The organism is Ornatilinea apprima (assembly GCF_001306115.1).
GTDB lineage: Bacteria > Chloroflexota > Anaerolineae > Anaerolineales > Anaerolineaceae > Ornatilinea > Ornatilinea apprima.
The window spans coordinates 174772-194827 of sequence record NZ_LGCL01000016.1; the positions used below are offsets into that span (position 1 = coordinate 174772).

General features: G+C 47.9%; 17 protein-coding genes. 1 reads left to right on the forward strand and 16 read right to left on the reverse strand.

The annotated features are described in order from the left end of the window. Window positions 1-218: 218 nt before the first annotated feature. The 9 genes from ADN00_RS05880 to ADN00_RS05920 form a co-directional block, all read right to left on the reverse strand. A complete protein-coding gene (locus ADN00_RS05880; RefSeq protein WP_075062032.1) occupies window positions 219-1019 on the reverse strand; it encodes a BtpA/SgcQ family protein in 801 nt (266 codons plus the stop codon). Window positions 1020-1021: 2 nt separating this feature from the next. Beyond that, entirely contained in the window at window positions 1022-2647 is a 1626-nt protein-coding gene (locus tag ADN00_RS05885) for an AIR synthase related protein (protein WP_075062033.1), read from the reverse strand. 25 nt (window positions 2648-2672) lie between these two features. Further along, entirely contained in the window at window positions 2673-3617 is a 945-nt protein-coding gene (locus ADN00_RS05890; RefSeq protein WP_075062034.1) for a carbohydrate kinase family protein, read from the reverse strand. Between the two features lie 77 nt (window positions 3618-3694). Then, entirely contained in the window at window positions 3695-4699 is a 1005-nt protein-coding gene (locus ADN00_RS05895; protein WP_075062035.1) for an ABC transporter substrate-binding protein, read from the reverse strand. A gap of 63 nt (window positions 4700-4762) precedes the next feature. Then, window positions 4763-5554 (reverse strand): ABC transporter permease, encoded by a 792-nt coding sequence (locus ADN00_RS05900; protein ID WP_075062036.1) that lies wholly within the window; start codon window positions 5552-5554, stop codon window positions 4763-4765. A 13-nt stretch (window positions 5555-5567) separates the two neighbouring features. Continuing rightward, window positions 5568-6401 carry an ABC transporter ATP-binding protein gene (locus tag ADN00_RS05905; protein WP_201781149.1) on the reverse strand — a complete coding sequence of 278 codons (834 nt, stop codon included), beginning with the start codon at window positions 6399-6401 and terminating at the stop codon, window positions 5568-5570. A gap of 29 nt (window positions 6402-6430) precedes the next feature. Beyond that, on the reverse strand, window positions 6431-7483 hold the full coding sequence (locus tag ADN00_RS05910; RefSeq protein ID WP_075062037.1) for a M42 family metallopeptidase: 1053 nt from the start codon (window positions 7481-7483) through the stop codon (window positions 6431-6433). Continuing rightward, the gene (purD, locus tag ADN00_RS05915; RefSeq protein ID WP_075062038.1) at window positions 7476-8810 is read right to left on the reverse strand and encodes a phosphoribosylamine--glycine ligase; all 1335 of its coding nucleotides are present in this window, start codon (window positions 8808-8810) and stop codon (window positions 7476-7478) included. The genes ADN00_RS05910 and purD overlap by 8 nt, the downstream gene beginning before the upstream one ends. A gap of 16 nt (window positions 8811-8826) precedes the next feature. Beyond that, window positions 8827-9561: a GntR family transcriptional regulator gene (locus ADN00_RS05920; protein ID WP_075062039.1), complete on the reverse strand. Its 735-nt coding sequence runs from the start codon at window positions 9559-9561 to the stop codon at window positions 8827-8829. A 151-nt stretch (window positions 9562-9712) separates the two neighbouring features. Between ADN00_RS05920 and ADN00_RS05925 the strand changes: the two genes are divergently transcribed. Beyond that, on the forward strand, window positions 9713-9973 hold the full coding sequence (locus ADN00_RS05925; protein ID WP_075062040.1) for a hypothetical protein: 261 nt from the start codon (window positions 9713-9715) through the stop codon (window positions 9971-9973). A gap of 408 nt (window positions 9974-10381) precedes the next feature. Here the strand turns inward: ADN00_RS05925 and ADN00_RS05930 are convergent, their stop codons facing one another. From ADN00_RS05930 to ADN00_RS05965, 7 genes are all read right to left on the reverse strand, one after another. Further along, window positions 10382-11176 carry an HAD-IIA family hydrolase gene (locus ADN00_RS05930; RefSeq protein ID WP_075062041.1) on the reverse strand — a complete coding sequence of 265 codons (795 nt, stop codon included), beginning with the start codon at window positions 11174-11176 and terminating at the stop codon, window positions 10382-10384. Window positions 11177-11186: 10 nt separating this feature from the next. Beyond that, a complete protein-coding gene (locus ADN00_RS05935) occupies window positions 11187-12488 on the reverse strand; it encodes a ketose-bisphosphate aldolase (RefSeq protein ID WP_075062042.1) in 1302 nt (433 codons plus the stop codon). Between the two features lie 7 nt (window positions 12489-12495). Then, on the reverse strand, window positions 12496-13926 hold the full coding sequence (locus ADN00_RS05940; protein WP_075062043.1) for a hypothetical protein: 1431 nt from the start codon (window positions 13924-13926) through the stop codon (window positions 12496-12498). A 48-nt stretch (window positions 13927-13974) separates the two neighbouring features. Further along, on the reverse strand, window positions 13975-15645 hold the full coding sequence (gene dhaL, locus ADN00_RS19495; RefSeq protein WP_160317473.1) for a dihydroxyacetone kinase subunit DhaL: 1671 nt from the start codon (window positions 15643-15645) through the stop codon (window positions 13975-13977). Beyond that, window positions 15638-16483, reverse strand: coding sequence for a sugar phosphate isomerase/epimerase family protein (locus ADN00_RS05955; RefSeq protein ID WP_075062044.1), 846 nt, complete (start codon window positions 16481-16483; stop codon window positions 15638-15640). Before ADN00_RS05955 ends, dhaL begins: the two co-directional genes overlap by 8 nt. A 73-nt stretch (window positions 16484-16556) precedes the next feature. Continuing rightward, window positions 16557-17837 (reverse strand): PTS ascorbate transporter subunit IIC, encoded by a 1281-nt coding sequence (locus tag ADN00_RS05960; RefSeq protein ID WP_075062045.1) that lies wholly within the window; start codon window positions 17835-17837, stop codon window positions 16557-16559. Window positions 17838-17888: 51 nt separating this feature from the next. Then, window positions 17889-20054 carry a beta-galactosidase gene (locus ADN00_RS05965; RefSeq protein WP_075062046.1) on the reverse strand — a complete coding sequence of 722 codons (2166 nt, stop codon included), beginning with the start codon at window positions 20052-20054 and terminating at the stop codon, window positions 17889-17891. Between the last annotated feature and the right edge of the window lie 2 nt (window positions 20055-20056).

The following is a 20056-nucleotide window of genomic DNA, read 5'->3' on the forward strand; positions in this document are numbered from 1 at the left end:
AGAATCCAACGATGCTTCATCTGTGCAGACCTTTCCGGGATTCGAGTAAACATACAGCCTTATTTTAGCATTTAACTGGCTATAAGGCTTTTTTTGGAAACCGTCGGGTTTTGGCGGAAGCGGGCATTTGAGTGTGGATTCAGTGAGATGAAAAGAACCAGGTATATGGGGCCTGGTTCTTTTCTCAATCACCCTCATATCAGGGGAGTCTATGAGGGCTAGAATGTGTTCAAGCGAGTTAATTCTCTGACACGTTCCACATCTGTTTTGGCGTGAATGTTGCCGGCTTCTTTAAAATAGGAGCCAACAATAACGCCATCGCATACAGAGAAGATATCTAAAAGAGTAGATGGTTTGACGCCACTGCCCGCCAGCAGAGGTATGTGGATTTTTTCCTTCACACTGCGCAAATCCTCCAATGAGGCCGATTTGCCGGTACCCGCCCCAGTAACAATAATGGCATCAGCCAGTCCGCGAGTTTCCGCATCAACAGCCGATTCTGTGATTTCCCGCTGCCAGATGACTTGCGTATTTTTTCCATGAACATCAGCGAAAATCGCAACCTGGTCGGCATTGAGAGCTGATCGTTCGCGGATCATAAAGGCGCTGCTGGCAGGGATCAGGCCGGTTTCGGAAATAGCTGGGTCGATAAACACTTCTGCGCGGATAAAGCTGGCGTTGACGGCGCGCGCGATAGCCAGCTCTGCGTGGAAATCATTGTATAAGACGTTAATACCCACGGGTATACTGGCGTGTTCCACAATAAGGCCGGCCAATGCCGCCTCAGCCGCAATGGTAACCGTGTCGACCCGTTCGGGATAGTAGGGAAGGTCCCAGAAATTTTCAACAATTACCCCGTCCACGCCACCCGATTGCAGCGCATCCAATTCTTGCAGGGCATACTTGCTTAACTCAGAAAAACGGGCATTCTTCCCATTCGGTGTGCCGGGCAGGGCTGGCAGATGAATCATGCCAATGATGAATTTCTTTTTGGGAAAAATTTCGGACAGAGCAGCCATGTTTAATTCTCCAGGTCCATGATCCCGACCATGCCGATGATGAATTGGCTCAAGATCGATTTATCATTGGTGGCATTATACAGCGATACGTTGCCGCCAATAACCGGTATTTCCAGGTCGCGGCAGGCGTCTGCCATGCCTCGGATGCCTTCAATAATCTGGTTAGCGGTTTGAGGATTATCTGGATCACCGCAATTCAAGCAATCACTTAACGCAATCGGTTGTGCCCCCAGAGACTTGAGGTCATTATGTGCCTGTGCGATTACCTGGTAAACACTGCGATAAGGATCTTTCACGATCTCGGCACCGTTGGAAAGAGTTCTTAGCAAGATTTTTTTGTTTATTTCGGGCAGTTCAATGGCCGAGCAGAGTCCTTCTGTTTGTTGCGCAGACAGAGGGCTCAACTGACTGGCTTTCAATGAGGAGTTTTCTTTGTTTGTTTCAACCCTGACACGGCAAACCGAGTTTACTTCCTGCTTTAGAGGCTCCATCGGCGAAGAACCAGTTGACTTGGTGTTTTCTCCCGAAATTGAGTAACGAACAAAACCGTCTGCAACCGATTGTACGGGCATATTGGCAATCACTTCGCCACGGTAGGAGATCATGGCTTGTTTGTCTGCAGTGATTTCTCCAATCACACTCGCCGATAAACTGGGAAACTCTGCAAGCATTTTCATTACAGAGTTGACATGCTCTGGGCGCACCGCAGCAAGCATGCGTTCTTGTGTCTCTGAAAGCAGCAGCTCATATCCACTGATTTGTTCACTGGTTTTTGGAAGGAGATCAAGGTTCATTGTAAAGCCGCATCCGGCTTTGTGCGCCATTTCAAACGAGGAAGAAGTGAGGCCAGCGGCTCCCATATCTTGCAAACCCTCCACCAGCCCGGCTTCGATTAATTTGAGCGTGGCGATCATCAGGTCGTTACCAGTGGCTGCTTCACCGGCAGGGGGTTGGGCTTTGGTATTTTCATCGATTCCTTGAGAAGCGAACGATGCGCCGTTGACACCATCAGTGCCGGTTGGGCGTCCAAAGTAGATAAATTGGTTCCCAACCCCACCCGCACTGCTTTGCATAATGGCGTTAGATCTGGCCAGCCCCAATACGATGACGTTAACGAGGGGATTGGTCGCAAAAGAAGAATGGAGGAACAGCTCTTCACCGAGAGAGGCTACGTCACAGCCTGCCGCATAATAGGCAGCTCCCCGGCGCACTTCGCTAACCAAACGGGCGATGTTCGGTTGGTTAATGTCTCCAAAACGCAGCAAGGCTTTTACGCCCACAGGTCGGGCACCCATTGCCATGATGTCTCGCAATAATCCGCCCACACCGGTTGCAGCGCCATCATAGGGCGCCACATAACTGGGGTGATTATGGGATTCGATCTTAAAGACCAGATTCCAATCCTGGTCGATGGCTACGACCCCCGCATTTTCACCAGGGCCCTGGACAACGAAGCTGGAGCGAGTGGGAAGCTGTTTAAGCAGGGGTTTTGTGTGTTTGTAGCTGCAGTGTTCTGACCACATAGCTGAGTAGATACCCATCTCAACGTGATTGGGGTCTCGCTGTAAATCTTTCTGAATGACGGCGTATTCTTTTTCAGTAATCCCATAATCTTTCGGATTTATCATGGATATTAACCTCTTTGTTTATGAATTATTGCAACGTTAAAGCAGTTGAATTGAAACTTGCATGCTGGATGAAATCTTCAACTTCTCGGTAAGTTTTTGGAACACCTGATGTGGCGCCCGTAGACATGGCTGTTAATGCGCCTACGGCGTTAGCCAGTTTCAGGCTTTTGTTAATCTCAAACTCATTGAGGATTCCATAAACCAACCCGGCGTTGAAGGCATCGCCCGCACCTGTTGAATCCACAGCCGTGATTGAAAACGCGTTCTGGATAATGGGGGTGTGATCTTTGCGGAATAAAACACAACCTTCGGCCTGGTGTTTCAGCGCGATCCAGTTTGCCCCCTTGCGGTGCAGGGATTCCGCTCTTTCAATGTAATTGCGGCCAGTTGTCAGCTTCTCGAATTCAACTTCATTTAAGAATAGAACATCGGTTAGGGGTAAAAGATCATCAATAATGTGTTCCTCGATCAGAATGGATCCGGGGTCCATGCTGGTGCGGATCTTCAACTCGCGAGATCGCTTGAGCAAGTCGCTCGCAAGAGTAAATTCAGGGCCATTCAGGTGCAGCCATTGAACCGATGCGATGGCCTGGGTGGGAATATCGGCCGGGAATAAGTACAAATTGGCTCCGCGATAGCAAAATAAGCGGCGGACACCATCAGGATCAATCGCGCCGAAAACCAGCCCGGAGGCAACACCATCTACACGTTTGATATGTTCAATGGAGACACCCTCTTCTTCTACCATCTGGATCAAGATCGATCCAAGCGGGTCATTTCCCACAGCAGAGTAAAACGCAACTTTCAGACCCAAACGGGCAGCAATAACAGAAAAATTCGCGCCAGAACCGCCCAAATACCCATCTAATGGATCGATAGCGACTTCCTCGTCTGGCGCGGGAAAGAAGGGAATCTTACCCAGATAGTCAATGTTTAAATCCCCAACGACTAAAATATCAGCGTTTTCCATTCTCTCCACTCTTTCTAGTAGAGCCCCCATAAAGGTAAATTTCTTTACCTTTATGGGGTTGTCTTCTATACCAATAATTATTCAGCAATAAATTGGTTGGTGAATAACTCTTCAACGGGGGCGGTTTCTTCGATCAGCCCAATCTCCAGCATGAAGTCTTGAACTTCTGTCCACAGCGCAGGGACTTGATAACCGTATTTGTCGGTCTTGAAGACGGGCACAGTGGCTTCCCAGGAAGCTTTCGCGTACTCTTCGCTCAACGCTTCCGGATAGATTTTCATGAAGATGTCCAGCGCTTCTTCCGGATTGTCGACCGAATATTGCAAGCCCTTTAAAGTGGCGCGCATGAACTTTTCAGCGGTTTCTGGATGCTCGGTGAGGAACTGATTGGACGAGGCAAATACATACACATAAACATCCGGCACGCCGTAATCGCGGCCCATGAAAATGTTTGTTTCTTCACCACCGGTAATGAGAACTTCGGTTTGTTCGGCATTGGTGATGCCGCCAACTGCGTCTACTTTACCAGCCAGGAAGAGCGGAACCGTGTCGGAAGTGGAGGGCAGGATATTCACGGTGGATACATCCAGGCCTTCATGCGCCATCATGGCATTGAAGCAGGCATGATCCCAGGTGTTCTCATAAAGACTCAAGGTTTTGATGTCTTTGAGCTCTTTGACATTCCCATCTTTGGGGTAAATGATGCCCCAGTTGTTGTAGCGGAAGACAGCAGCGGTGCTCACGATGGGAATACCCGCCGCGCGGCCAAGGATCACGTCTAATTGGGTGGTGTATGCAAAGTCAGCTTTACCCAGCGCAACGTACTTTGGCGGATCGGCAACGGTGGCGGGTAGGATGGTCTCTACCGTCAGGCCTTCTTCAGCATAAAAACCTTTTTCTTGAGCAACCAGCCAGGGAATAAAACCGACCCACGGGGTAGGCCAATCTGCGACAATAGTGACTTTTTCCAGTTCCGCCGGTGCGGCTTCTTGTGATTCCGCGACAGGCGCAGCCTGGCAGCCTGTTAATAAGATCGATGCCAGGATCAGAATTGAAAAAATGGTGTAGACACTTTTCTTCATTTTTACCTCTTCCTTTATCTTCTATGAACACGACACGCTAATTTCAAGACAATTTTTGCAACCTCAAGCGATATATTTCTTCTTTTTGGTTTTGCCTCCTTTTTGCCAGGGGATGAGCAGGTTTTCTGCGAGTTGGGCGACAAAGAACATAAGGATACCCATCAGTGAAGTGATTAAAATGGCGGCAAACATCTGTGGGGTCCGAATCTGGGCGTTGGATTGCAGAATATAGGCTCCGAGGCCTTTATCCGAACCAATCCATTCCGCAACCACTGCGCCAATAACCGAATACGTTATGGCCACCTTGGTTGCTGAGGTGATGAAGGGTAGTGCATTCATCAATTGAACTTTGGTGAAAATTTGCCATTTGCTGGCGCCCATGGATTTCAGCAAGGTGATAAGGTCGGGGTCGCAGGAAACCAAGCCGTCGAAGGTATTGACAGTAACCGGGAAGAAAACGATCAGGGCGACGACAATAATTTTGGGCCAGATGTTGTAGCCTAGCCAGATCACCAGAATGGGGCCGAGGGCAATGACTGGAATGGTTTGAGAGATCACAACAATTGGGTTAAGGGCTTTCCGCAGCGTTTCTGAGAAGAACATCAGTAATGCAAGAATGTAGCCCACAACAAACCCGACCAAAAAACCCAGCAGAACTTCTTCCAGGGTGACCATCAGGTGCGCGTATAGGGATGCGCGTTTTAGAAAACTGATGGAGATTATTTGAGATGGTCTTGGCAGCAGATAATCTGGAATTTTGAACCAAAGGGAGGCCGCTTCCCACAGGGCGACGATACCCAATATCAGTAAGATGGGTGGCAAATTTTCTTTGAACTTATTCTTCTTTTGTTCCATGATGTGGTTTTCCTTACAAAATAACAGGGTCGGACTCTACCCCGGCGTCTTTGCCGCCCAGTGATTTTTGGCTTTCCTGGCGGATGATTTTGAACATTTCTGAACGTAGTTTGATGATTTCAGGTTCGCCCATCATTTCATAATTGCGGTTTTCAGGAAGTGGGATATCCACATATTCCAGAATCGTGCTAGGGCGGTGACTCAAAACCAATACTTTTTCGGCAAGGAAAATTGCTTCGTCGACATCGTGAGTAATGAAAATGATGGTTTTTTTGCTGTCTCTCCAGACTTCGTGCAGCCATTCTTGCATGGATAAGCGAGTCTGAGCGTCGAGCGCACCAAAAGGCTCATCGAGAAGCATTACTTTATTGTCCAGCATCATGGTGCGTAAAAATGCGGCTCGCTGGCGCATGCCACCAGAAAGGAATTTGGGATAATAATCTTCAAATCCAGATAAACCATACTTTTCAACCAGCATTTGGGCTTTGGCGGCGCTTTCGGGCATATTTCTTTTTTGGATTTCCGCCCCAAGGTAAATATTTTCGATGATTGAGCGCCAAGGCAGCAGTAAGTCTTTTTGAAACATATAGCCAACCAATCCGGTTTTACCGTTAATGGATTGGCCGTCCAGGTAGATGTTGCCTCTGGTAGGCGAGATGAGCCCGGCAATAACATTAAAAAGGGTGCTTTTGCCACATCCGCTGGGGCCGAGGATACACACAAAGCTGCCTTCATTGGCTTCAAAATCAATGTCCTGTAATACATTGACCTTTTGCCGGCCACCCATTTCGTAGGTAACACCCAGATGGTCGACCTTAATCTTTGGATATATTTTTGGTTCTTGCATGGCTGCTCCAAGGTAAAAGATTGAATTCCTTATAAACTGTTTTCCAAAATCACCAGCTGAACGAGATCAATGAGCACCGCCAGGTCGTCAAGATCGGCGCTTTCAATGGGAGTGTGATGGTAGCGAATAGGCAGAGAAAGGGCCGCGGTTCTTATGCCATTCGCCTGATAAGGAACCGGGGTAATAGCAGTGGTGAGGCCGGTCATCACTTCTTGTTGCAAAGGCAGGTTGTGGTTGATGGCCAGACGGCGGATTTGGCGGCTCAACCGAAGATCGGGCAGGTAGGCGGCCAGCTTGCCGCGGATGGCATCCATCCATTTGAGGACGGGTCCGCATCCTAATTGGATGCCGCTCTGCTGGTGGTCCAGGTCTGGCGTATCAAACACCAGGGTTCCATCAATGCCGATCACAATGTCTGGTTCAATCCGCCGCATGATTGGCAGGCTGCCGCTGAGCATATTCTCTTCCTGCACACTGAAGGCCAGCGTTAAGTCAACGTTTAGCTGCAAATTGGAAACCCTTTGTGCCAGGAGCATCAGGGCAAAGCATCCCAGGCGGTCATCGAGGGCTTTGCAGCTAACCCTGTTGGGACTGGTTTGCTGGAATTGATGTGGCCAGGTTAGAACATCACCAATTTGCACACCCATTTCAGCGGCCTGCTGCGCAGAACGGGCGCCAATATCTACATAGAGCGATTCGAGCTTTGGAGGATCGCCTTTATCCAAATGCCCAGGTAGAAGCCCAATTTGTGCAGGTAACTTCCCGGTTTCTGTCCATAAATCCATGCGTGATCCTGGCAAAGCGCGAATGCTGATTCCTCCGATGCGTTCAACGGACAGAAAACCATTGGGTTTGATTTGCTGTACGATCAGCCCGACCTCATCCATGTGGGTGAGCAGCACCAGCTTGGGTCCGCTGCCTGGCAGGTGAGCTGTCAGGTTGCCAAGGCCGTCGATAGCACAGTCAAATTCGCGCGGCAAGTTTTTTTGGATAAATTCCGCGACCGGCTGCTCCCTGCCGGATACGCCCGGAATGGCGGTTAGTGTTTGTAATAACGCCAGATCAACAGAGAATTCAGGCATGGTCTGTTTTTGACCTCAATTGCTGCAGATGGGCTGTTTTCCGATTCAGGGTGTCTTGCGTGCCAATATCCTTGCGATGGCGAAGAACCGGCGGTTCGATGGCTTGAAGGAGATGCTCCATCTCTTCGGATAAAGCGGCGAGATTTTCTCCTTTGCCAATGATGGCCAGCGTGCGGGATCCCAGAGTGCGAAATTCCGAACCCGCTTTTTCAACAGAGGCATAGCGGATATCGAACCCAGCGTTGAAAATTTTGGTTTCATCCAGGTTGAATACCAGGTCTTTTTGTGTTTTTTCCGGGTAACCAGCGGGCACCAGGTATTTGCACAAGGAGGCTTGTTTTTCAAAAGTTAATTCTTCTGGCCTGAGTGTTCCCAGGGCAGCATTATGTAAGATTTCAGCAGTGTCGCAATCCCATAAAGCCATCACATTAATAGCTTCGGGGTCACCGAGCCTGACGTTAAATTCGATGATCGTGACCCCATCGCGGGTCGCCATAAATTGGCCATAGAGAAAACCGCGATAAGGAGCGCCGCTCACCTTTTCCAGGGCTGTCACCACCTCGGCCATCAAGCGATCGGCTTGTTGAATGTCTGAGTCAGCCAGGAACGGCATGCGGCCGTCGATCATGGTATAAGAACCCATACCGCCAGTCATGCCACCCTTATCGCCTTCGTAGGCATACTTAAAATCCTGGGCAATGGGCATGGGAACAATATTGCCATCTGAAACCAGGGCAATGCGTGAGAATTCTTCTCCAACCAACCGCTCTTCCAACAGCACAACCCCATCAGTTTTCAAAATCTGATCGACCAGAACAAGGGCTTCTTCGGTGGAATGCAGGTGCTCTCCCATCACCTGAACCCCTTTCCCCCCCGTTAGGCCAATGGGTTTGATCACAGCCTGACCGACTTCTTCGATGAAAAGGCGCGCTTCTTCACAAGTGTGGGCTTTGTGCCAGCGCAGGCTGCCCCAACCAATGTGTTTCTGCATCAAGTCACGCATGAAGGTTTTGCTGCCTTCCAGCTGGGCCTGGAACTGGTTGGGCCCCACTGCCGGAATATGGGCTGCTCTGATGGCGTCAGCGGCCCCATGGGTGAGGGGGAGTTCAGGGCCAATCACCACATAATCAACCGGGTTTTTTGTGAAGAAGGAAACGATGGCTTGAATATCGGTGAGCGAACCGTTATGGTAAACCTGCGCAAGACGTTCGATGCCAACATTATTGCTGTTGCCGTAAACGATAAGATGATCGCGTTGGGGATTTCTGGTCAGGGCAGCCGCAATGGCATGCTCGCGTCCGCCGCTACCGATTAAACCGATATTCATTGTTTCTCTCCTGGTTTTATTTGCGTTTTGAGATGACTGAGAGTTCGTATAAATCGCTGCGATAAATCAGGCGATTGACTTCGATGGGCGTATTGTCTTCTAAATAGGTGATCCCTTCTGTTTCGATCAGGGGCACACCCGCGCTGACGGATAGCAGCTCCGCTTCGTAGGCGGTTGAGATGAGAGGGTGGATTATCTGCTTTTGCCAGCCGATTTGTGCCTGGTATTCTTTTTCCAGGACAGCAAAGAGCGATTCTTGCGAAAAATCGAAACGAGTCAGGTCGGGAAAGAGGGACACCGGTAAATAAGAAACTTCATGCATCATGGGCAAATCATCTGCCAGGCGCAAGCGTTCCAACTTGTACACAGCAGCGTTTGGCTCTATTTCCAGTTTTTGGGCAACGGATTTGCTGGGCTCTTCGGTAGTGAAGGAGATTATTTTTGAACTGGGGGTTTTCCCTTTAATGCGAGTGGCCTCGCTAAAGCTGACCAGGCTTTGTAAACCGATGTTGACCCGCCAGTTACTGACGAATGTGCCTTTGCCTTGAATGCGAGTGAGTAAACCATTTTTCACCAGCTCATCAATCGCGCTTTGGGCGGTGTTGCGGCTGACGTCAAACCTGTCCATGATTTCTCGTTCAGACCATACGCGGTCATTCTCACAAAGTTCGCCATTTTGAATGGCTTCGCGAATGATATCGCTGATCTGGATATACATTGGCAAATAACTTGAGCGAACAATCTTCTTCATAATCACCCCGTTGACAGGTATATGGGTTGACCCATCCAGTTAATATAATAGTGATTCATATCCAGGTTGTCAATTAGGAAATTTACAATTTTTTAATCGTTTGTCAATTTCGTGTTAAACTAACGGAAAGCCAACCCAGAATGGAGCTGAGATGCCAGAACAAAAAATGCGCCAGGACGGCCGCAGACCGGATGAACTTCGCCCGCTGTGCTTTACGACCGATTATGTGGATTACCCGCATGGGTCGGTGCTGGTGGATATGGGCAAAACGCGCGTGCTGTGCAATGTGTGTGTTGAAGAGAAGGTGCCCGATTGGATGGCGGGGCGCGGAGTGGGCTGGCTGACGGCGGAGTATTCCATGCTGCCGCAATCGATGCCAGTAAATATTTTAATCCAAGTTGGATACCCCTGATCTGAAGACAGCAGATGATCTCCAAATCGCCGCGTCATAGAAGTATGCCATTTCTGCTCGACGAAAATCAGCCTGTCTTGAGGAAAACCTTTCTGAGGAGGATGTTTTTCAATTTCCGTTTGTATCTCCGATGAATAGCTTGGGGAGGATCAACAAAGATATCCGGAGATAGACGAGAGGGCTTGGTGTTTCTACAAATGAGGTTCATGTTCTAAAGTTGATCTCCGCCTTGGTCATGGAGAGTAGCGAGGAGTGGCATATTGGTAAACATTTTTATGCTGGCAAGTCATTATGTTTTTATGGATATTTGAATATAAATGACCCTAAGATATAGAATAAAAGTGGGTTGTAAAAGGAGACAATCTTTCCGTCAACAGGATGGATCTTTTAATTTTAAAAAGTTTTGAATCATAACGACTTATAAACTTCAACCAGTTCGGCCAAATTTTCCATCACATAGTCGGGCGTAAACTCGGATGAGAGCAAGTCTTGTGATTTGGTTTCTCCAGAAAGGACAAGCACGGTGGTCAACCCCGCTCTTCCTAAGGCGATATCGGTATATAAGCGGTCGCCAATCATTCCTAATTCTTTCACATCATATCCGGTTTTTTCCACCATGGCTTCCACGACCGGCAAATTGGGTTTCCCAATAATGTAGTCGGGACACTTGCCGGTGGAAGCCTCAACAAAAGCGATCATTGCGCCGATGTCAGGCATGAATCCTGTTTCTGTGGGGCAGTTATAATCCGGGTGTGTGGCGATGTAGGGAACGCCAGCGCGAACGAAATCACAAAGCTTCCAAAGCTTGTTGTAAGTGAGAGTTGTGTCAAAGCCCAATACAACGAAATCTGGTTGCTCCTCTACCAGATGGAAGCCATGATTCCGCATTTCTGCTTCTAATGGTTGGGTGCCGACAACAAAAATTCTGGCCCCTGGCTTTTGTTTATTAATGAAGATAGCCGTCGCCTCGCCTGAGGTAAATATCTGGTTTTCAGGCGCCTGAATCCCGAGATGCGACAGCTTATTGGCGTACTCGATTTTTGATCGGGATGAGTTATTCGTCAAAAAATAAAAGGGGATTCCACGCTGACGAAGCAACTCCAAAAAATCGGCGGCGCCGGGTAATAACTTGCCGCCTAAAAATATGGTGCCATCCATATCCAATAGATAGCAGCGAATTTTTTTAAGTTTTTCAAAATTCATGAAGAATTTCCTAGTGATGATGATTTTCCAACCAATCAGCGACACTAAACAGCGCTGGTAAACAGACATGATCTGCAGTGTGGTTTTGCTGATATACCGCAGCACTCTCAGCTTCATTCAGAATGAGACCTGTGAGATCAACACATTCTGTGCTAGGGTGTATGGTTTTGAAGTGCTGCATTAATTCGATACCCGCTTGCCGGGATTGTTTTCGCTGCTCTTTTTTTAGCGGCAACATACTCGATTGGCGGGCGGCGATCACTGCCAGTCCACCGAATAATGCGCCGCATGTTTTACCCTGCTTGCATATTCCACCGCCAAGCATGGTTCCGAATAATTGAGTAAGGTCAGAAGCAAACCCTTCTTTTTCCGCAAAGGCCATAAACACCGCCTCTGCACAGGTATACCCTTGTTCGAAAAGCAGCTTCACTCGCTCTTGTGTGGCTAAATTCCAATGTCTGCCTGCGCCAATACTCCCTGAAAGATTCAGGTATTCGTCCATTATTTTTTTTACTGCCGCATCTTGAGATGCGGTAATCTCTATAGGCGTAGACGATGGATTCTGTAAAACATCAAATAAACTTGCGTGAAGCGCTTTCATTAAATCTGAATAGACATTGATTTTTCTGATCCCAGTGGCGATAGTCCGGCGCAGGTTGTGTTCCCCCGTCCCAGAAGATCCGTGAAGCACTAGTGGCACATTGACCACAGAATCGAGTTTTTGAAGTCGTTCAAAGTCCAGGTTAGGTTCGCCCTGGTACTCTCCATGAATTGTGCCGATTGCCACAGCCAGCGCGTCAATGCCGGTAAGTCGAACGAATTCGGCTGCCTGATCCGGATCGGTAAGAAGTGCCCGGTTCTTGTCTTTGGATAAATATTTACCACCGGTACCAACATGACCTAACTCCGATTCAACAGAGACACCAACCGCATGTGCCAGACGAACAACTTCTTGTGTGCGGCTAACGTTAACTTCCCATGGTTCAGAACTGGCGTCAATCATCACCGAAGTGAATCCCAAATCGACTGCTTCGCGGATATCATCAATCTCGTAAGCGTGGTCTAAATGCAAAGCGACTGGAATTTTTGCCTGGGAAGCGAACTCGCGAATGATCCGAATAAAATGAGCGTAGTCAGAGACGCCTGTCGCAGGTTTCAGCGATGGAGAAAAACTTAATGCGAGCGGAGCTTGAAGTTCCTCAGCATGTTTTAAAATCGAATTCGCCACTTGAATTGTAGGGAAATCGGGAGCGATAACCGCGTAACCGTGCAAATCTGCGTCTTTTAGTATTTCTGCTAAAGTTACCAGCATAAGGCACCTATTGTATGAGGTAATCAGTGTAAGTTTGTTTTTTAATTGGCTTAATGCCTAACCAGCCAGCCATTTCCATTGCGGCAGGCATGAGATTCCCGTATGCTAAAGGATAATGATGTTGGTAGCCGCTATTCATGAGTGTTTGCACAACATCTGGCACACTGGCGGGTTCAGCGCCAACCCGAAGATTGCGATACCATCCGCGACTGCCTACGTAAGAAGGTTTCTGATTATCTATTTCTCCATCCAACACCAACAATTGCTCAAAATCGGGTGTGAACCCCATGACAGTTGCCTCGCCAGGCTTTAAGACCAGATCATTGTGCAGTCCCGTAGGGGGCTTTTGGTCTTGGTCAAATAGCCATAACGACTGCATCCGGGTGCCCTTGTTGTCTGCCAGTATAGGTGAGGTGGGTCCACAATGCCAGAGCAACACACTGTCATCGTTTTCATCTACAGTGACCAAATCCATTAACGTGACCACATCCCCGCTACTCATATAATGTAAGGCGAGCATTCCAGCCGCGCTTGGCACGTCTCCCTCGCAAGCGGCGATCAACCCAGTGGAATTCAATTGCCCCATTAAACTGCATACGGCAACCCCATAATCTGATTGATACCGAGGCCAGCAACTGACTGCAACTGCGTCCAATCCAAAATTGTCAGCGGCGTGTTGATAAGCGATCTCCAGGCGGCTTAATTTCTCAAGCTGTGGAACCATCCGTTTGTCGAATTGAGTATTTACTCGAATAAAACCCTCAGCCGTTGTTTGAATCGCGGTTTGATCCTTGATTGCTTGCGCTTCTTTGAGGAGGGTGTCAAAATCTAGAATAATTACTTCAGCGCCAATTTTTCTCTTAAGATTGCGAGGATCAACAATCAGATTATCAAAACCAGAGGCAACCCCACCAATCAGGCCAATTCGCGAGTTTTGAAGATTTATTACAGCATGTAAAGCCTGCACGGTAACTCTTAATCGTTGATCAAATAGAGGTTGGCCGGGTCGCCCAAAGAACCATTTCACTGGCAAGTTATAATCAGTTCGAAAGGTTTTAAGCAGACTGTTGTATAAATTGAGACCGGTAAAACTATTTAGCGGTAAGCCACCCTCTGATGTTGGTTTTCCCTCTGTTACAGCCCATAATCCTAGACGAATTTTGGTGTCTGCAAACGGGTAAATGAATTGACCTGCAGCGAAAGAACTATTTTGCAGCAAGATAAAATCTGCGCCCCAATTTTGCAATTCTCTGGCAGCGTTATTCGCTTGGTCTTGATTGTAAATTCCTTCTTTGATTGTCTTTAGTTCGAAGCCAAGTGAATTTGCCAGTTTAGAAAGAGCTTGCCAGTCTTCTTGGAAGTTGCCTTCTTTATCGCCTCGAAATGGTGTAGTCATTACCCCGGCCAGGCCGATTCTTAATTTTCTCATATTCTTCATATTTGCCTCATATTCATAATTCATCAATGATGAAATGTGCAATGATGATTAAAACATCGGCCAACGGAAGCAGGCCGCCGATGCATTCTCGTTCCATAACTCTAATAATTCTTTATCCACTGCACAAAGCGAAAGGGAGAAACCACCCATTTCTTGCGTGGTGAAAAGTGAATCAACCAAACTGCCAGCAATCTCAAATCCCTGGTTTTGCAGTGAATGATGCACGCGGCGATAAAGAATATTGAGTTCCATTCTTGATGTGCCGCCAGAACCATTCAAAAAGATCAAAAACTGTTTCTCATGGAAGTCAGAAAGATCGTCTACCAGTTTTGGAAGAATCAAATCAATGATTTCATCCGCGGGCAGCAAGTCTCCACGGTAAACACCCACTTCACCATGAACCCCGGTGCCAATTTCCACCTGTCCGATTGGCATTTCAAATAATGGAATACCAGTGGCGGGATGGGTGGGTGGGCGAACGGCAACTGCTAACGTGGCTGTTCGCTGGTTGGTTTTGCGCATTAGCCCGGCTACTTCTGCCAGAGATTTCCCATTTTCTGCCGCCGCCCCGCCAATTTTTAAGGCAAACAACAAACCGCCTAATCCGCGACGCTTTTCAAACTCTGCACGCGGGGCAGTAGCAATATCATCTCCAAGATAAACCGGTTCCACCTGAATGCCAAGCTGCTCAGCCCGTCGCATTCCCAACCGAGCATTGAGAACATCGCCTGCGTGGTTGGATATTAAAAGTGCGACGCCAGCGCTCTGGTCTGCCAGTTCAATTGCATGTGCTATTTTTACACCGGATGCACAGGTAAATATTGGCCCGTAAACATCACTATCCAACAATCCCTTGCCTACCAATCCTCCCATAGAAGGTGTATGCCCTCCACCGTGACCTATCGCAAGGCCGACTTTTCCTGCTTCTTTCTTATATGCGCGTACCAGGAAACCTTGTGGAAGGTAGGTAAGGATTTCCGGATACGCTAACGCTAATCCTTCATTCTCTTCAGAGATCATCGTTTCTGGATGATTGATAAACTTTCCAGAAGGTTGAAACTTCATTGGTGAGAATTCCTGAGGATGAATCCCAACACTTCTCCCCGCCTCGGCGTCCTTAAAACAACTGACAATCATTGCGAATGAGGTGGCCCCAGCGTCTTGATATCCTTTCGAACGATCGCCTAAAAAGTGAGCTCGTCCATGGGCAGCGACCATTTCTTTTGTGGAGAGAGCACCCTTCTTGGCAGCGTTTTCTGCGGCATCTAGAGCATCTGTTAGGGTTTGGTATTTTTTATCTCGCAATACCTGCACTGCCGGGAAGATCGCATCTACCAGGGTTTTTTGACCTGGTTCAGCTCCGCCAACTTGCATTACGGCCTTCAATCCCCCTTCAAAAAAACTGGCCAAATCTTCATTTGAGCAAATTTGTTTTCCCCGAAGGACGATCCCTCCCTCAGCAAAGAAAGCTGCCAGTAAAGGGCCTATTGCTCCCCCAGCATTTTCTGCCAGCGCTTCTGCGGCGGTATCTAACATACTTCCTAATTCAGAGTATTCCGCTTGAAGGACATGGTCAGCGGATGTAAAAGCTCTGGATATGGTAAATCCATGATCGCCATCCCCTACGGCGGCATCCAGGTTATTTAATGCCTGGCATTCTTCTTGAAATTTTACCGATAACAAAGTAAACAAAGTTCTGAACTTTTTCAGATCAAACATTGGCAACCTCATGCTTAAGAAACTCCGCTGCGCGGTGTGCTGCCTGATCTAAATCATCCGCAAGTGGTCGCCAGATGGATAGACCTCGACCTACTTCGCCAGCGGGGTTAACGAATGATTCTGTAACTAAATATCCCTGATATCGGATCAGTTTTAACGCTTTTTGAACTTCTAACCAGGGTATATGCCCCTCCCCTGGGATTTTGCGATTGTTTTCTACGCAATGAAAATGACCTAAATAATTACCGGCTTTCATGATTGCTTCGAAGATGTTGTCCTCTTCGATATTCATGTGAAAAGTGTCTAAATGGAGTTTGATATTTGGATGGCCTATTTCATTCAGCAACTGAATTCCCTGTTCGGCTGTGTTGATGATGTAACCTTCAAATCGATTTAAAACTTCCAAGCATAAAGTAACACCATGGTCTGCCGCCATTTTTCCAGCTAATCGGAGAGATTGAATACAAAAATCCCGCCTTTGCCGAAAACCCTGATCGGGGAACATACCCCAAGCCGCGTAGGTTACTCCCCCCAAAATAGGGCTGCCTAATTTTTCTGCGCCTTCAAAGCATGCTTGCAGATGATCTAATCCCGCCTGGCGTATTTTGGGATCAGGGCTTGAGATATCGGTGGTTGGCCCAAGACCTGTTCCACAACTGGCAAGCATGCCTTCTGCAACCAAAGCATTTCTCAGCCGTTCATAATCTAAATCCAAGGGATTCAAGAGAGGAAATTCTGCGACATCAAATCCCGCCTTTTTTGCTTTGAAGATCAGAGGCTCTAAATCATCAGACCAGGATACCTGCCAATAGGATAGATGGATACCAATCGGAAGCATATTTCACCTTGAATAGAATGAGGGGCTCCTCCCTCAAATCCTTGAGGGAGGAGGGAGGAAAGAACCAAAAGGATCAGAAGCCTAATAACCTGGCAATACCACCAACTACAATCGCAATCAAGGAGAAATCGTTACCACCGAAAGCGTTAATGAAGCCAGCAGCAGTATTCGCCACAAAGGGCAACGACAAGGCCTGCAACACGATCAGCAGTACACCACCTACAATGGAAGCCACAATCGCGCCACGGCGTCCGCCGGTTGCGTTAGCTAATACCGCGGCAGGGCCAACATCAAAGAAAGCTGCCACAACCAGTGGGAGCAGAACGTAGGGATAACCAAATGCGCCAAAAACGACCAATGTAACCAAGGAAGCAATCATCGCGATCGGGAAGCCGATTGCCAACGCGTTTTGCCCGTAGGGGAATACCATTGGGCAGTCGAGGGCGGGAATGGCATCGGGAACCACTTTCTTAGCAAAACCGTGGAAAGCTGGCACAATCTCGCCCAGCATTAGGCGAACGCCCGTGAGCAGGATTGTGAGGCTGGCGCCAAAGAGAATACCCTGGTAAATAATCCACAAGTACCAAATTGGTTGGGAACCACCTGAGAAAGTCTCTGCAGCCCAAGCAGGACCTGCAATAAAGCCCATGACCAAGTAGAGCAGGAACATAATGATTGAAGTGGAAATGGTCATCGACTTGAGGAAACTCAAGCTGTCTGAGATCTTCATGTCTTCAGTGGATTTTGAGGGATCGCCAACCAGTTTACCAATCCACGCACCCACCAAAGCAATGCTGGTGGTGGTGTGGCCGATAGTGAAGTCTTTGTTGCCAGTCAGTTTGAAAACAAATGGCGCAATTAACGCAGGCAAAATTGTGGAGAGAGCGCCGTGAATCAAACTGCCGATCACAACCAACGGAACACCAGTGATTTTTCCAGCATCTGCCAGAGCGGCGACAACCATAAAGGCGTTCCAGAACATGATGTGACCGGTAAGGAACACATATTTTAACTTTGTTACACGCGCTAGAACCAGGTTCACCAGGAAACCGAACACCATCACCAGAATGACGGGTACGCCATATTGGCTCAAGAACGCCGTCCAGTCTACCGCGACGGCTTCCCCTTGGAAAGCATACACTTTGCTGAACATGGTCGAGATCGGTGAAATGACTCCGCTAAGCAAATCCACAGCAGAGAAGAGAATAATGACACCTGCCATAGTTTTGATGGTGCCGGTAATGACTTCACTGAAGGTTTTGCGCATCATCAGCAAACCTAATAATGCGACAAGCCCCAGCATAAATGTCGGCAGCAATCGAGGGACAATACTAAAAATCAGACCTACGTTCATTTTTCCATGCTCCTTTTTTATTTGGTAGTAAAAATGAGTTACAAGAATTGGTTAATTCTCTAGAATTATTTCAATTACAGACACCTCCTCAGAATCTAGACTAAATGACATTAATAATTCTTCTGATTTCTGACTCCAATCAATCACACCTTCTTTTGGCCAGATCCGTTTCACTTCAATCGCTTTTTGATCGCGCAAGTCGATTGACAGACGCGTTTGCGAAGCAGTCCTTAAGTAATTGCTAATCAAAACCCAAACCCGATCAGCACCGATCAGCAAGTGCGGATCAATTTCACGATGTTTTTTCTGGGTGTATTCCAGTTTGAAACGAGGGTGAATACCCAGTTGAGGCAATACTTGTTTGATTATTTGCGCAAGAATTGATTGGCCATTCTTTAGGTGTCCTGAGTCGCACTGCGAGGCCAGATAAATTGCGTTCCCTGAACCATAGGAAGACAAGGTCACCGCGGGGTATTGGTCGAGGAAGGTGGCTAATACTTTTGTTTCTTTTTCAGGGATTACCATGTCGCGATTCCACCAACCATCAAATAATTCGCCATTAAAATCGATTTGAACTCCATCCAATCGATCGGGTTCAACCCGTTCGATACCAAACGCCTTGCGTAATCCAGAGATAGGTAAGTTATGTTGGTACCATCCGCGGGAATCGAGTGTGCCACACCGGGAGAAGCCCACTAAGGTGCCGCCATTATTTACATACTCGGCTAGCATTTCGGATAAATCTACATCCAGCAAGCCCATCATCGGCATCACGATTACCCGATATGGGTTTGCGGACCCAGAAAACACCTGTTCGGGAGTGATGAAGTCCACTGAATACCCGGCCTCCCAAAAGGCACGGTATGCTCCGCGTTGGGCTGTAAAAAGCTGTTCTTCCTCGTCAATCCCTCTGAAGAAAATGGCATTAGGTTTGGATTCCAGAATGGCAACTTCTCCACGGGGGGCATGCGCTTGCATTAAAAATTCATTATGATCCCTAATAAAATTGCCTAATTCCAGCGCGGATTGATATCGCTTGGTCGGTTTTCCATCCAGATCGACCAATGCGCCCCAATGCAATGGCTGGTAATCCCACTCGCGCCAGGGCATAAATAGGATTAATTTGACATCATGTCCCAATGAATCCATCACATAATTCGTCACATCTTGGGGGCGGGTGTTGAAATCGGGGCCCATTACCCAGCCGCCAATTGGTCCACTTTCAATTTCATGCAGCCAAAAATCCCGGCCAACTGACTGGGCAACACTGCGCCCGTGGTCAAGAAAGATGGAAATGTGTTCGGGACGGGACGCCATTTTGTTTCCGCTGCCAGGATAAAGATCGTAGCCGATATGGTCAACTTTTTTAGCGATTTGCCATTGATCAAGCCCCATGAAGGTGCCAAAGCGGTCATACCCCTTGAAGTTAAAGGTGTTTACAGAAGTTGGGTGATCATGATCTCGCTGACGAATAAGTTGGTGCTGCCATCCAGCGTATTCCGCAAAGGCTTGCTGCCAAAAAAGGCGCCAATCAATCCACTTGGTCACACCCGCCCAGGCGGCGGGCATACTTTCTGGGGGAAAAATATCCGCCCAATCGTTATAGACATAATTGGTAGTACCCCAAGACCAGGCCTGCGTTACAGCTTCCAGAGATTGGTATTTTTCTTTTATCCACTCGCGGAATTTCGCACCGCAGTGGTCGCAGTAGCAGTAAAGCCCCAAAATGGATTCTTCGCGGGCGGGCAAGAACGGAAAACCAATTTCGTTTGTGATTTGCCAGCCAAAATGATTGGGCTGTTGAGCGGTAAATTCGAGCAGCGCGCAAATATACCTTTCAAGAGCGATTTGATAACCAGGATGATGAATACAAGCCCAATGATAGGAAGCCCCAAGCGGATACCGTTGTCCCGTATTGGAAAGTAAGGGTAAATCGGGATGTTTTTTTGCAAGCCAGAGTGGAGGAGAAGATGCCCCGGTGCTGATGATGATTTTGATTCCAAAATCGTTCGCTTTTGAATAGAAGCGGCCAAGCTTCTCGAATTCAAAAAAGCCTTCCCTGGGTTCAATGCGATCCCACGAGGCATGCACATCCCCCAAGCGAATCAGGTTCATCCCTGATTTATGCATCAAAACCAGGTCTTTTTCCCATTCCGCTTCATCAAAGATGAGCGGTGAGTAAGAGGCTCCGTAGTGAAAGGTCTGTTGTTCGATCATCT

Bases quoted from the DNA above. Each gene is read 5' to 3' on its own strand.
- ADN00_RS05895 (WP_075062035.1), bottom strand. From the start codon at position 4,699: ATGAAGAAAAGTGTCTACACCATTTTTTCAATTCTGATCCTGGCATCG.
- ADN00_RS05940 (WP_075062043.1), bottom strand. From the start codon at position 13,926: ATGAAGAATATGAGAAAATTAAGAATCGGCCTGGCCGGGGTAATGACT.
- ADN00_RS05890 (WP_075062034.1), bottom strand. From the start codon at position 3,617: ATGGAAAACGCTGATATTTTAGTCGTTGGGGATTTAAACATTGACTAT.
- ADN00_RS05935 (WP_075062042.1), bottom strand. From the start codon at position 12,488: ATGCTGGTAACTTTAGCAGAAATACTAAAAGACGCAGATTTGCACGGT.
- ADN00_RS05910 (WP_075062037.1), bottom strand. From the start codon at position 7,483: ATGCCTGAATTCTCTGTTGATCTGGCGTTATTACAAACACTAACCGCC.
- ADN00_RS05960 (WP_075062045.1), bottom strand. From the start codon at position 17,837: ATGAACGTAGGTCTGATTTTTAGTATTGTCCCTCGATTGCTGCCGACA.
- ADN00_RS05900 (WP_075062036.1), bottom strand. From the start codon at position 5,554: ATGGAACAAAAGAAGAATAAGTTCAAAGAAAATTTGCCACCCATCTTA.
- purD (WP_075062038.1), bottom strand. From the start codon at position 8,810: ATGAATATCGGTTTAATCGGTAGCGGCGGACGCGAGCATGCCATTGCG.
- ADN00_RS05885 (WP_075062033.1), bottom strand. From the start codon at position 2,647: ATGATAAATCCGAAAGATTATGGGATTACTGAAAAAGAATACGCCGTC.
- ADN00_RS05905 (WP_201781149.1), bottom strand. From the start codon at position 6,401: ATGCAAGAACCAAAAATATATCCAAAGATTAAGGTCGACCATCTGGGT.
- ADN00_RS05965 (WP_075062046.1), bottom strand. From the start codon at position 20,054: ATGATCGAACAACAGACCTTTCACTACGGAGCCTCTTACTCACCGCTC.
- dhaL (WP_160317473.1), bottom strand. From the start codon at position 15,645: ATGTTTGATCTGAAAAAGTTCAGAACTTTGTTTACTTTGTTATCGGTA.
- ADN00_RS05920 (WP_075062039.1), bottom strand. From the start codon at position 9,561: ATGAAGAAGATTGTTCGCTCAAGTTATTTGCCAATGTATATCCAGATC.
- ADN00_RS05925 (WP_075062040.1), top strand. From the start codon at position 9,713: ATGCCAGAACAAAAAATGCGCCAGGACGGCCGCAGACCGGATGAACTT.
- ADN00_RS05955 (WP_075062044.1), bottom strand. From the start codon at position 16,483: ATGCTTCCGATTGGTATCCATCTATCCTATTGGCAGGTATCCTGGTCT.
- ADN00_RS05880 (WP_075062032.1), bottom strand. From the start codon at position 1,019: ATGGCTGCTCTGTCCGAAATTTTTCCCAAAAAGAAATTCATCATTGGC.
- ADN00_RS05930 (WP_075062041.1), bottom strand. From the start codon at position 11,176: ATGAATTTTGAAAAACTTAAAAAAATTCGCTGCTATCTATTGGATATG.